The sequence below is a fragment of the Candidatus Binatia bacterium genome (assembly GCA_029248525.1).
GTDB lineage: Bacteria > Desulfobacterota > Binatia > UBA12015 > UBA12015 > UBA12015.
The window spans coordinates 621,439-634,168 of the sequence record JAQWJE010000049.1; the positions used below are offsets into that span (position 1 = coordinate 621,439).

Consider the following 12,730-nt stretch of genomic DNA (forward strand, 5'->3'; position numbering starts at 1 on the left):
GGAGCACCTGTGTTGAAAAAAATGGGAACGAATGACTCGATTGAAGACGCCAGGCCGGCGCCGAAGCATTTGAAGGGCTTGCCAGAACAGGTACCCGCTTCTTTGGGGGCTTGCCAGTTGGCCTGTCTGTTCTTTTTTCTTCTGCTCGCGTCCTGCAGCTCGCCGCCCTCGTCAGAGACGTCCTTCGCTGGCGGCAACGCGACTCGGGGCGAGAAAGTGGCAGCACTCGCGGGGGGGTGCGGTTGCCATACGGAGAAAGCAGGTTCCCAGCTTGCGGGTGGCAAGGCATTGATAACCCCTGCCGGGACGTTCTTTTCGACCAATATCACCAGCGATCCGACGCATGGCATCGGTGCCTGGAGCGATCGAGAGGTTGAGCAGGCGATTCGTGCGGGGATTCTGCCGGACGGCTCGATCGAGTCCCCCGCCATGCCGTACTACCGCTATGCAGGGATGTCTGATCAGGACGTGCGCGACCTGATTGCATGGTTGCGCACGGTCGCTCCTGCCGACCGGAAGAACCAACCCGCGGAATCTCCGATTCCGGCACAGCGGTTGGTTTGGAGGATTTGGCAGGCCATTTTTGCGCCGTCGGTCGAGGCTCCGCTGGACGTTCCGCCCGGGCATCCCGACCGGGGGCGTTATTTGACCGAGCATGTCGCGATCTGTGGGGATTGTCATACGCCGCGGACGATTTTCGGTACCTCAAATACAGGGCTCTATATGGCTGGCGGCGATGATGTGGGCGAGACAGTGCCGAATATCACGCCGGACAAGCAAACGGGGATCGGCGATTGGGATCTCGAGGATATTGTTGCTTCGCTCGAAATGGGAATGCTCCCGAATATGGATAGCGTGCAAGGTCTGATGGAAGACGTGGTGGATGGCGTCGCCGGGGGGCCTGGATATGGCGCGGCAGATCCCGAGGATCTGCAAGCGATTGCTGCGTATATTCAGTCCATTCCCGCAATCGCCCACACGCCGGAGTAGGCCGGCCCTTATGATGAATTCTCGAAGCCGCCTGTTTGCGGCGCTGCAGGACCGCGACTACCGAATGTTCTTCGGGGCCTTTCTCGTCAATCAGACGGGATTCTGGATTTCCCATATTTCTCTCCAGGCGCTGATTGCGGAAAAGAGCGACGGAGACCCCTTTATGGTGGGTCTGCTCTTCTTCTGCCTCTTCGTCCCCGCCTTCTTTCTGGCGCCGATCGCGGGCGTCGCCGCTGACAGATTCAACCGAAAGACAATCATGATTGCAGGTTACTCTGCGATCGCTCTGCTCACAGGGATCCTCGCCGGTGCGGTATATGCCGAGATCGCAAGCGAACCCCTGATCCTGGGGATCGCCGGGCTGATGGGCGTCTGCTTTGCGATGGGTGGGCCCGCGGGCTCTGCGGTGGCGGCCAATGCGGTTGACCGGGAGGCGCTTCCCAGTGCGATCTCCCTTCAGGCGGCAGCGAATAATATCACGCGAGTTGCGGGCCCGATCTTCGCGGCACCCTTTTTGGCTTCCGGGCAATTTGAAGTTTCCTTTGCGGCGTTTTCGATCCTCTCGTTACTCTCGATCGGATTTCTGCTTCGCATGAATTTGCGTCCCTACACCGTCGAGGCTGATAGCGGTGGCCTGTGGTCTCGCCTTGGCAGCGGTTTGACGCATGCGCGCGAAAGAAAGCCCGCGGTCGCAGCGCTGCTCACGGCGGCGGTCCTGGCAGGGTTTGGGGTCGCTCATATTGCTCTCTTGCCGAGCTATGCCTTGCGGGTTCTCGGAGACGAAGCTTACTACGCATGGATTATCGTGGCGCAGGGCCTCGGTGCCTTCGCCGGAGCGATGGCCAGTGGCCGGGACCCGCATCCCTCTGTTCGGCGTGCCGGATTTCTGCTCGTGGCCTATGCTTGCGCGCTGTTTCTTTTGGTCCTTGCGCCGGTTCTCTGGGTCGTGCTCGCGGCCGAGTTTATCTCGGGCTTTTTCTATTTCGCGATCATGACCAGCATGCAGACGCTGCTCCAGCAGATCGTCGACGAGGCGAAAAGAGGCCGCGTCATGAGCCTTTTTCAGGTGGCCTGGGCCGGGATGTCGCCCTTCGGAGCTCTGTTTCTGGGAACTCTCGGCAGTGCCTTCGGCTTGTTGCCAGCGATCTTTTTCGCCTCATGCGTTTGTCTGGGATACGGGTTCTGGCTTGTTTTCCGACATCGGGAGGCCTGAAAACATTGAAGAAAAATAGATTTTCCACCTAAAATTCGGTTTCCGGTCGATTTCTCTTCCCGGGACGGCTCAGGTTCGTCTATGATCCCGGTACGCGGTTATCAGTCCTCCTCCTGTAAACCGCATTTTCCATACATTTTACCTTTTTTCTGGACCGGTTTTGCCGGTTTTTCGACGGATTCGCTCCTGCTGCGCTGTTCCTCCTCTACGGCGACAGCAGGGGCGATGGCGTCGGCCAGTCCCGCGTCAGCCAATTCTGAGTAGAGTCGGATCAGTTCGGGAAGTTGGTAATGGGCGTTCAATCCACTGGGATTTGGTAGAACCCAAACTCTGGCCCCGACGAGGGCGTTCTCCTGTCGGCCAAGAGGCACCTTCGCTTCTCCGGATGCGAGACGGTAGGCTCCGATGCCGAGGAACGCGATATTTTCGGGCCGGTACCGCCGGATTTTCTTCTGCAGGTTCTCCCAGCCTGATGCGAATTCGTCCGGGGAAAGTTCAGCTGCGGCGCGGGTCGCGCGGTCGACAAGATTGGTGATTCCGAGCCCGAAGCCGGGCAGGAGACCATCTTCCTCAGGGTCGAGAAGCCGCGGCGTCAGCTTCGCTCCGGCAAGCGTCTTCCAAAATCGATTCCCCGGTCGGGCAAAATGATGTCCGACAGCAGCCGTCATCAAACTTGGATTGATGCCGCAAAACAGAACTCGCAAATCCTTGCGGATGATATCTCGACAATATTTGTTGGCGGCGTCGGCGAGGACCTCCGCAGAAGGTTGATCCATTCGGAAATATCAGGGCAGTCGTTGAGGTGGCAGCGGATGTCGATAAAGACTCGCGGCGTTTTCATGGGCGATCATGCGAATCTCGCGATCCGGGAGCGGTGCCAGCAGCTTGTGCATGACTTCCTGGGTGTCGGGCCACGTCCCGTCACCGTGTGGGTAGTCCGACTCGAAAAGAATATTCTCGACTCCGATGGTCTCTTTCGTGCAGAGAGTGGATGGATCATCGATCATGCAGAACCAGAAATTACGTCGAAGTGTGTCCGACGGGCTCAGATCGCCTGGCCAATTAGATCCGTAGCCCGAGCGCGCCATGATATTGTCGACCCGATCGATCAACCCCGCGACCCAGCCGATGCCGCCCTCGGACATGGCGATCTTGAGCTCCGGATAGCGCGCAGGCCAGCCGCTCCAGAGCCATTCCGCGCAGGAGGTCACAGCCATCGGGTTGAACAGGGTCGCGCCGAGTTCCAGCATCGGAGCGCCGGCAGGCATGGCGGCGAAACCGGAGGAGCCTACGTGCAGGTTCATGACGGTTTCCGTCTCGGCACAAGCTCGAATCAGCGGTTCCCAGTGGGGATCGAAGATGGCGGGATAGCCATGCCTGTGAGGTTGTTCGGGAAGAGTCACGGCCGTGAACCCGCGGGCCGCATTGCGACGAATCTCTGCAGCACCTTTTTCCGGATCGGCGAGGTAGGTGATCCCCAGCGGGACGATTCTCTCGGGGTAGGGGCTGTACCACTCCTCGAATAGCCAATCGTTCCACGCGCGAACGCAGGCGAGGCCCAGATCGGGGTCCTTGGTTTCGGAGAAGAGAGTGCCGCCGAATCCAGTCACGCCCGAAGGAAAGTTTACCGAGGCGTGGATTCCGCCGATATCCATATCCGCAATTCGCGCATCGATATCCCAGCAGCCGCGACGAATTTCGTCGAATCGGGAAGGCTCGACCCGGTGATCCTCACGTGGCCGACCGGCCACGGCCATGAAACCGACCTGGAAATAGGGCTGATCCTCGATCATCCAGACCTCGTGACCTTCAGCGGTTTCAATCACGCGGGGAGCGGCTTGTCGGAATTTTTCCGGCAATCGTCCTTCGAAGGTGTTTTTGGGTTCCATCAGATGGTCGTCGACCGAAATGAGTGTGTAATGAACCGGACGAGGCTCCGGGTCGGGCGGGAGCGGTTTGCTCACCGGTCGTTTGATGCCGAGTTTGACGGGTTGAACCATGTGCTTATCCCTTCCCCGCGAGGAGACACAGTGCAAGCTCCGGGTTGAAGGAAGTCTCGGAATCAGCAAAATTTCGGTATGGGCCTCGCTGACGTACACGCACATCTGACGCATCCGGAATTACGGGGCGATCTGGACACCATTTTGGCCAAGGCGGAATCCGTGGGGGTTTCGACGATTTTGGTCAACGGTTTGAACCCGCGAGACAACGAAGCCGCTCGGGAACTTGCGAAAACCTATCCGCAGATAAAGGCAGCGTTCGGATTCTATCCGATAGATGCGGTGTTGCCGGAAATGCGGGCTCTGGGCACGGACTACCCCCGGGAGGGAGAAGAATGCACGGCTGCCGACGGGCTGCAGTGGTTGCAGGCGCACGCAGCTGAAGCGTTTGCGATCGGGGAGATCGGCTTGGATGGCTATTGGGTGCCCGAGGCGCTCTGGGAGTCTCAGGAGACGGTCTTTCGCCAGGCCGTGGAGATTGCGATGGAGCATGACAAGGCGATCATTATCCACACACGCAAGCGCGAGCGTCGTGCCTTTGAAATCCTGAAGGAGATGGGCGCTGAGCGCGTCGATTGGCATTGCTTTGGGGGGAAAGTGAAGCTTGCCCGCCAAATTGCCGAGCACGGACATTGGTTGTCGATCCCGGCGAATGCGCGTCGGTCGGAGAGTTTCACGCGGATGCTGGAAACCCTGCCGCGGGAGAAGATTCTGCTCGAAACGGATTGTCCCTATCTCTCACCCGATCGCACGCGGCGGAGTGGCCCCGCGGATATCGCTGGTACAGCGAGCTATGCCGGCGAGTTGTGGGAGACATCGGTCGAAGACGTGATCTCCCGCCTGACCGAAAACTTTGAGCAACTTTTCGGTCAGACACCCTGACGCAGTGGCCTATCGGTCATGGGCGACGCCTAGCCATGAACCATCTTCACTTGCTCGGGCGTCTTGAATTTGCCGCCGGCCTTGATCCACGCGCGGGTCACCTCCGGGGCATCCTTGGCGGGGTTGTAGACATCTTCCTCGGACTGCCACAGGCCATTGCCCCCGTAGACCAGCCTTGACCAGTTCGGAAAGCGGAAAGGTGTGCCGTCAGCCTGAAAGGGCTCGGGGTATGCGTTGTAGACTTCCCAGATCACGGCACCACGCTCCTCGTCGATGACGGACCAGCCTTCCGGGAACGTCATGGTCGGAAAGGGAGCCATTACGCCGCAGATCCATTTGCGGATGGTCTCGCGTCCATTCATTTCGCCATAGGCGTGCTCAACGTAGTGGGCGTCTTCGGTGAAGAGATCGGCCCAGATATTCCAATCCCCTGTCTTCGAGGCGATGTCCCGCGCCCGCCGATAGTTTTGAAAGGCCTCAAGAATTTCTTCGCGTGTGTATTTACCCATGATTTTCCTCTTGTCGCGTCATCGCTGCCCGGAATGCTTTTTCGTCTCGATGGTTGTGGCCTGTCGCTTGCGCTTCGTCAATCTCGTTACTCAGCTCTGGGCACGCTATAGGAATTCCATGGTGGATTTGAAGTCCGAAGAGTTCCGCGCGCTCTGGGAGCCCCGTGATAATCCGGCAACGGGTGTTTGGCGGGTTCGACGACGTCTGGCGGCTGCGATGCGATTGGTGATCGAGCGTCTGACGACCAGTGATGCCCCCGAAGAAGAATTGGCTGTGGTAGCGGCCCGCCTGGAGGACTATGCCGATCGATTGGCCGACCATCCCCAGCGTGATCGTTATGACGGCTTTGCCGAGGCGGCGGTTGCAGATCCTGCGGCTGCCAAAAAGTCCATGGGTGGAGCGCATTTTGATTTCTCGCCACTCATCGGCCAATCGAATCCGCTCGCTCCTCCGATCGTAATCACGTCGGATGAGCAAGGCGTTCGAGGAGAGGCGACTTTCGGGTCTGCCTATGAGGGACCTCCGGGCTGTGTGCACGGGGGATGTATTGCGGCCGCCTTTGATGAAGTTCTTGGTTACACCCAAACGTTTACAGGGCAGCCGGGCATGACCGGAACATTGGAGACCCTCTATCGGTCGCCGACACCGCTCCACACCCCTCTGGTCTTTCGCAGCCATGTCGAGTCCATCGAGGGACGCAAGGTCATTTGTCGAGGGACTCTGCACGAAGGAGATCGCCTTTGCGCGGAGGCGAAGGCCATCTTTATTTCGCTTCGTGAGGGCAAGATGGCGGGGCTGGTGGACAAGCGCGCCATGCGGACACGTGCAGGAACGGCCGCGCAGTCGGAGCCCTCGGACAAGGATTCCTAGAGTCGCCACGCGCACGGGAGTTGCTGGCCGGGCAGGCGCGGGGTAGCACGGCTCTCGGGGCGGGCGATCTGGCAACGGGGGGGACAGTCGTGGCGGGTGGGAAGAGCACTGCGGGAAAACGCGCGAAGCCCCGGAAGGCTCCTGCCCGCAAGAAGCGCGCCCCGCGTCGGGGTAAGGCGAAAGGACGGAAGTCCGGAGGAGGATTGGGCCCCCGGATCTACCGGGCCGCGGAAATTCTTGTCGGGGGGAGTTTGGTTGCCGCCGCGAGCTTGGCGGTTCTGGCGCGTCAGGCCGGATCGGTATCGCCGCTAGCTCTTTTGGCAAGCTTGGCAGGGATCACGGTCCTCGGCACCGTACTCGTGCTGGTTCTGGAGAAGCTCCGCCGCCTGGCTCCCGGGCGTTGGCGAGATTGTCTGAATCTGGCCGCATTGCTGGGCCTTGGCGGCCTTGTTTGGGCTGCGCCGCCGACTTTGGCTTTGGATGCCTTGCGCGAAGTTCTCGCCGGAGAGCGAATGACGCAGGTGCGGGTTGTCCGCCACCAAGTTTTCGCTGCCTACCGCCGAATGGATCTGGTCGGACAGGAAATGATTCTCGAGCGGTCGCGAGTCTTTGAACCAACTGTTCGGGAAGCCGCGACCGCCTTTGGCGAAGATCCGGAGATTCTGATGGGCGTGGCCGCCACCGAGTCGAGTTTCCATCCGCGCCCCAGTCGTGACGGTGGGCGAGGGCTGTTCCAGATTACGTCTGTGCCGGTGGACGCCAGAGTTCTGGCACGGGAGAAGTTGCAGGTGGCTCGACTGGATCCTTTGAACCAGAGGCACAACGCCTATCTCGCAGCAGCCACTCTGGCGAAGTACCGGGAGCAGATGAATGGGGATCTTTTCTTGACGCTTCTGGCGTATAATATCGGGCCGCATAACGGCGGCCTGAAGTTCATCATGGAGAAGTACGGAGCAAGCAATTTCGCTCAGGCGCAGCCGTACCTGAAAGAATTACCCAGAGACTACCCGATCCGGGTGCTCGCGGCGGCGCTGGCCTATCGAGTTTGGGGTAAACTTGGCTCGCTTCCTCGTTATGAGGAGGGTTCTCGTGCTCAGGAGGTTCAGGCGTTGGGAATTCCTGGACTCGATGAGCCTTCGTTGCTGGACGCCTGGGTGTCGGGGGCTCCTCCTCGTTGACGGTGCTGCTGCCAGAAAATTCCGACGAGCGACCCGAAGAGCAATGACCGGTCGATCTGCTGCTGGAGAGGAATCTCCACCAGCAAGATGGTTTCCCGAAAGGATTCGACGGCCAGTCGGCCGCCGCAGAATATCGCCACAAAAAGCAGAAAAGATACTCCGTCCTTTGCGCCTCGTTGAAGCGCGTATCGGGCGACCGTCGTTGCGAGGAGACCAACGGCGACCAGATAGAAAGGGAGAGGGTGGACCGGGAGGCTTGAGGTCGCGTCTTCGGGCACGAGTCCGCGTGCGAAATGGTTCCACCACGCGGGACGCCCTTGCGCATATTCGAGGCAAAAAAAGGTGTCGCAAAGGGAACCGAAACAACAACCGGCGATCAGGCAGCCCAAGCGTCCGATCGCCATGGCGATCCCGGACAAAGGCGCTACCCGGTCCAGAATGGACCATCCATCGAGGCGGTGTTGGCAAAGCCTCGGCAGGATCATTCCCAAAAACACCGCGGCCAGGACCAGACCTCCGGCGATGCGTTGTCCCGACTGGTTGAGCGCCATGAATCCGCGCTGCCCGGTCAGGATTTCCGGAAGTTGGCTCATTTGTCCGAAAAAGGGGTGCAGCTTGGCTCCCGCAAGGGCCAGAAGGACTGCCAAGCTCGGCCCGGCCCAGAGCAGTGGATGGGATGGGCGGCCCAGCTCCCGACATCTCGCGTGAAGGAGGAGGGCGCCGCCGATCGCAAAGAATACGGCGGCGCTCCCCCAGGCAATCGCGTAGGGGCTGGTGCCCATCAGAAGATACTCAAAAAATCGATTCCAAAGTCGATATCGACGTCAACGTCGACGTCCACATCGATGAGGACGTCGGCCATATCTCGATCGCGGCTCCTGTAGGTGGCCAGAAACATCGCACCCGGCCGCATGGCCGATGTCACCCCGAGGACGAAAGGAAACTCTGCGGATCGTCCGAGGAGAGGGGCATTCACGTAGATGGTTGGCGCCTGTTGGATTAGCCATCCGAGACGGCAACTGGACGCATGAGGGCCGTTGCACGCGGTGTTGGCCGTATAAGCGACGACGGCGTCGTCTGGTCGTAATTCGAGCCAAAAATTGGGCGTGTCCTGATCCACGTCGAGAATGGTTTCAAATCCATCGCCATCGTCGGGCCCGTCGGCGATGGAGGCATGCATCCATTGCGCATTGCGGACGCGTGTTTCGATGAACGCAGTCCGTCCTTCCTGGCCATTCCATTCAACGCGGAAGGAGCCGAGTTCGGGGGGCTCGGTAAAGCGGCTCCAGAGGCCTGTGCGCTCGTCGCGAGTGCGGACCCGGAGGTCCGTAAGCATGCCATATTCGGATCCGCTGCCGGGGCGGCTGGTGATCAGCTGCGTCGAGAGCGAACTGTCGAGTTCGGAGAGGGAAAACCCGCCTCGATCATCGGCGCGAGTCTCGCCAAGATAGAGCCAATCACAATTGTTGATGCACTTGGTGGGGAGTGGTTTATGAGGTTTTTCGAGACTGCTCCGTTTTGAAAAAAAGCGCTGGCGCGCAAAGACCTGAACCGCGCCGAGAGGCTTTGCGCAACGGCCGCTGACCATCGCCAGATCGTTTCCTTTCATGCGAGCCGTTTCGATGATCGGAACCCCGCCGTAGGCGCATCCGCAGAGTGCAGATGCCTCGTTGGGGACGGCTGCCTGCAGTCCGATCAGGAGTGCCAGAATGGCGAGGACTCCGAGGCACTTTTTCTTGCCGGGGATATTCCGTATGCTGCCGGGCTGATTTTTCCATCGTGATCCCGCTTTGGGCTCTGACCTGGATCGCGTTCTTCCGCCGGAGCGAGCCATCGTCGTAATCGTAAACGAGTCATATTCCGACTCGCCGACGGGATCGCCTCCAAGGTTTGGGGAGTGATTCGGGGAGTGATTCGGGGAGTGATTCGGGCGGTGATTCGGGCGGTGATTCGGGCAGTCGCTTTGGCGGTGCTGCATGGGTTTTTCGGTTTCGAGCATTGAAATCCTCCTGGTTGGGGCACCCCCTACGGAGTGCAGACTTTTCGGCAGCGCAGCAGCAAAATGCGGCAGGGCCCGGAACAGAAGAATCCGGGACCTCGGATCCCGTAAGCCGGATATCCGCAGGCCACGCACCCGCAGGCCACGCACCCGCAGGCCACGCACCCGCAGGCCACGAGTCGGCGGGCCAGGATTTTGTGCACTCGAAGTTCGAGTGGATCGATCCGGGTGGGGCCTAGCGGATTCCGGGCGGAGCCCGGTGTTGTATCCGTGGTGCATGGCTCGGGTAGATGCAGGACTCGTGCCGTCGGGGGGCCGTGCTCGCGGGCGGCAAGTCGGGGTCCTGAGCCGATGATGAATGGGCTTGTTTCAACGTGGAGCGAAAGGTTGCAGGGGAAGGTCGCTCAAGCTGCCGCCAGAAAAACCTCCCGAAATTCAGTTCTATGCGGAATCGCTGGCCGGGTCCGTTGACACAACCCTCGGTTGGACTACAACAGCGTTCCGTGGTCCGTTTTTGTTTCCCCTGAGAGGGAGGTGGTTCCACGGACGTCTTTCGGCAGAGATCTGCGATGCGCGGATCGGGGCAGGAAGTCTCCGCGGGTTCGCCGGAAACAGGGCAGAACCCGGAAGACTCTCTATTGTCAGCGACTGTCATCATACCTGCCCGTCTGGGATCGACGCGATTGCCTCGGAAGGCTCTCGCGGAGATCGTGGGGATCCCGATGGTGGTCCGCGTCTGGCAGCAGGCCATCAAATCTCGCGGGGTCGGGGAAGTGATTGTGGCGACCGACGACGAAGAGATCCGTGGGGTGGTCGCCCAGGCCGGTGGCCGGGCCGTATTGACAAATCCCGCCCATACCTCGGGGACAGACCGGGTTGCGGAGGTAGCGGCGACCCTTCGATCGGATGTGATCGTCAATGTTCAGGGTGATCTCCCGTTACTGGATCCGTCCTGGGTCGAGGCGGCGCTGGATGCCTTGGAGCAAGGCGGCCGATCGGACACGGCACCGGCCGTGATGTCCACTCTGGCGACGTCTATGGCGGCGGGAGACGAGGAGCGGCCGCAGGTGGTCAAGGTCGTCTCGGACTGTGAAGGGAATGCGCTGTATTTCTCCCGTCAGCCAATTCCTTCGGGTGAAGTTGCGTGTCGCAAGCACATAGGCCTTTACGCCTATCGACGCGAATTCCTTCAGGAATTTGCCTCACTGGCGCCAACGCCTTTGGAGCAGTCGGAAAAGTTGGAGCAGTTGCGCGTCCTGGAACACGGGCGAAAAATACGAGTCGCGATTGTCGATTCTGTCGAATCGATGGTTGAGGTAGATACACAAGAAGATCTGGATCGGGTACGCATACTCCTGGGTTCCAGTGGTGGATGACCCGGACGCGGGCGGAAACGAGACATCGATGGCAGATCGCGGACAAAAAAGGCAGACGAAATTCATCTTCATCACCGGGGGCGTTGTCTCTTCTCTCGGAAAGGGGTTGGCGTCGGCTTCGATCGGTGCCCTCCTCGAGGCCCGCGGACTGCGGGTCACCGTGATCAAGATGGACCCCTATATCAACGTGGACCCCGGTACGATGAGTCCGTTTCAGCACGGGGAAGTTTTCGTCACCGACGATGGTTGCGAGACCGATCTCGACCTCGGCCATTACGAGCGGTACATCACAACCCGCATGGGCGCTGTGAATAATTTCACCAGCGGCCGCATCTACTCCTCGGTCATCGAAAAAGAGCGCCGCGGGGAGTACCTCGGCGGAACGGTGCAGGTGATCCCCCATGTGACCGACGAGATCAAGCGTCGGCTGGAAGTGGGCGCCAAGGGCTACGATATCGCGATCTGCGAGATCGGCGGCACCGTCGGTGATATCGAGAGCCTTCCCTTTCTCGAGGCGATTCGACAATTCCGTTGGGACAAGGGCAAGGAAGAGACCCTGTATGTCCATTTGACCCTCGTCCCCTTCCTTCCCTCGGCGGGGGAGGTCAAGACCAAGCCTACGCAGCATAGCGTCAAGGAATTGACGGGATTGGGTATCCAGCCCGACCTTCTTCTTTGCCGCACAAGCGTCGAGATCGATCCCGGCATCAAGCGCAAAATCGCTCACTTCTGCAATGTTGAGGAAAAAGCCGTGATCATGGCGCAGGATGTGAAATCGATTTACGAGGTGCCGCTGCGTTTCCATGAGGAAGGCCTCGATGAGCGCATCGTCGAAAAACTCAATATCTGGACCGCTGCGCCGAATCTGAAGCCATGGCAGAAGCTGGTCGCAACGGTGAAGGGTGCTGACCAAGCCGTGAAGATCGCGATGGTCGGCAAGTACACGGATCTGACCGATTCCTACAAAAGCCTGAACGAGGCTTTGGTTCACGGCGGGATCGCCAACGAATGCGGGGTCGAGATTTCGCATATCGATTCCGAGCAACTCGACCCGAATGCTATCGAGAGTGCTCTTGAGGGTACGGATGCGGTGATGGTGCCGATGGGCTTCGGACCGCGCGGTACGGAAGGCAAGATTGCCACTGTCCAGTACGCGCGCGAACGCGGCATCCCATTTTTCGGGATTTGTTTCGGTATGCAGATGGCGGTGATCGAATTCGCGCGGAATGTCTGCGGACTGGAAGGGGCGAATTCGATCGAAGTCGCGGAGGAGACGGCGCACCCGGTGGTCCATCTCATGGATGAGCAGAAGGATGTCGCTGAAAAAGGCGGGACGATGCGTTTGGGAGCATATCCCTGCGCGCTGAAACCTGGATCGCTGGCCGCCCGAACCTACGGTCGCAAGAAGGTCAGCGAGCGTCATCGGCATCGCTATGAGTTCAACAACGCTTATCGAGAGCAGTTGGAAACAGCCGGTTTGGTATTTTCCGGATTGTCTCCGGATGGTCACCTCGTCGAGGCCGTCGAAATTCCGGATCATCCCTGGTTTTTCGCCAGTCAATTCCACCCTGAATTCAAGTCCCGTCCCCTCGACCCCCACCCCTTGTTCAAGAGCTTCATCCGGGCGGCGATCGACTACAAGACGCGTGCGCCGGGCCATCAGCCTCTCCTGCTCAATAGTGTGGCTGCCGGTAAATCGAACTGAGCCGAAT

The 12,730-nt window shown here is 59.6% G+C and carries 12 protein-coding genes; 7 read left to right on the top strand and 5 right to left on the bottom strand.

Annotation, left to right across the window (positions count from 1 at the left end; translation table 11 throughout):
• Nucleotides 1-21: 21 nt before the first annotated feature.
• Together P8K07_15255 and P8K07_15260 are read left to right on the top strand one after the other, a co-directional pair.
• Entirely contained in the window at nucleotides 22-990 is a 969-nt protein-coding gene (locus P8K07_15255) for a cytochrome c (protein ID MDG1959880.1), read from the top strand.
• A 10-nt stretch (nucleotides 991-1,000) separates the two neighbouring features.
• A complete protein-coding gene (locus P8K07_15260) occupies nucleotides 1,001-2,203 on the top strand; it encodes an MFS transporter (GenBank protein ID MDG1959881.1) in 1,203 nt (400 codons plus the stop codon).
• 101 nt (nucleotides 2,204-2,304) lie between these two features.
• Here P8K07_15260 and mug read toward each other — a convergent pair whose 3' ends face one another.
• Nucleotides 2,305-2,979, bottom strand: coding sequence for a G/U mismatch-specific DNA glycosylase (gene mug / locus P8K07_15265; GenBank protein MDG1959882.1), 675 nt, complete (start codon nucleotides 2,977-2,979; stop codon nucleotides 2,305-2,307).
• Nucleotides 2,980-2,988: 9 nt separating this feature from the next.
• Nucleotides 2,989-4,203, bottom strand: a complete 1,215-nt coding sequence (locus P8K07_15270) for an amidohydrolase family protein (GenBank protein MDG1959883.1) — start codon at nucleotides 4,201-4,203, stop codon at nucleotides 2,989-2,991.
• Between the two features lie 78 nt (nucleotides 4,204-4,281).
• Between P8K07_15270 and P8K07_15275 the strand changes: the two genes are divergently transcribed.
• On the top strand, nucleotides 4,282-5,085 hold the full coding sequence (locus tag P8K07_15275) for a TatD family hydrolase (protein ID MDG1959884.1): 804 nt from the start codon (nucleotides 4,282-4,284) through the stop codon (nucleotides 5,083-5,085).
• 29 nt (nucleotides 5,086-5,114) lie between these two features.
• On the opposite strand, the gene P8K07_15280 is transcribed toward P8K07_15275, so the two are convergent.
• The gene (locus P8K07_15280) at nucleotides 5,115-5,594 is read right to left on the bottom strand and encodes a nuclear transport factor 2 family protein (GenBank protein MDG1959885.1); all 480 of its coding nucleotides are present in this window, start codon (nucleotides 5,592-5,594) and stop codon (nucleotides 5,115-5,117) included.
• A gap of 118 nt (nucleotides 5,595-5,712) precedes the next feature.
• Between P8K07_15280 and P8K07_15285 the strand changes: the two genes are divergently transcribed.
• On the top strand, nucleotides 5,713-6,465 hold the full coding sequence (locus P8K07_15285; protein ID MDG1959886.1) for a hotdog domain-containing protein: 753 nt from the start codon (nucleotides 5,713-5,715) through the stop codon (nucleotides 6,463-6,465).
• A 203-nt stretch (nucleotides 6,466-6,668) separates the two neighbouring features.
• Nucleotides 6,669-7,643 (top strand): transglycosylase SLT domain-containing protein, encoded by a 975-nt coding sequence (locus P8K07_15290; protein ID MDG1959887.1) that lies wholly within the window; start codon nucleotides 6,669-6,671, stop codon nucleotides 7,641-7,643.
• Here P8K07_15290 and P8K07_15295 read toward each other — a convergent pair.
• Together P8K07_15295 and P8K07_15300 are read right to left on the bottom strand one after the other, a co-directional pair.
• The gene (locus tag P8K07_15295; protein MDG1959888.1) at nucleotides 7,568-8,425 is read right to left on the bottom strand and encodes a prolipoprotein diacylglyceryl transferase; all 858 of its coding nucleotides are present in this window, start codon (nucleotides 8,423-8,425) and stop codon (nucleotides 7,568-7,570) included. The two genes, P8K07_15290 and P8K07_15295, sit on opposite strands and share 76 nt — an antisense overlap.
• Entirely contained in the window at nucleotides 8,425-9,642 is a 1,218-nt protein-coding gene (locus P8K07_15300; GenBank protein ID MDG1959889.1) for a hypothetical protein, read from the bottom strand. Before P8K07_15300 ends, P8K07_15295 begins: the two co-directional genes overlap by 1 nt.
• 638 nt (nucleotides 9,643-10,280) lie before the next feature.
• Between P8K07_15300 and kdsB the strand changes: the two genes are divergently transcribed.
• Nucleotides 10,281-11,018, top strand: a complete 738-nt coding sequence (kdsB, locus tag P8K07_15305) for a 3-deoxy-manno-octulosonate cytidylyltransferase (GenBank protein MDG1959890.1) — start codon at nucleotides 10,281-10,283, stop codon at nucleotides 11,016-11,018.
• 28 nt (nucleotides 11,019-11,046) lie between these two features.
• Nucleotides 11,047-12,723, top strand: coding sequence for a CTP synthase (locus P8K07_15310; GenBank protein ID MDG1959891.1), 1,677 nt, complete (start codon nucleotides 11,047-11,049; stop codon nucleotides 12,721-12,723).
• Nucleotides 12,724-12,730 lie beyond the last annotated feature (7 nt).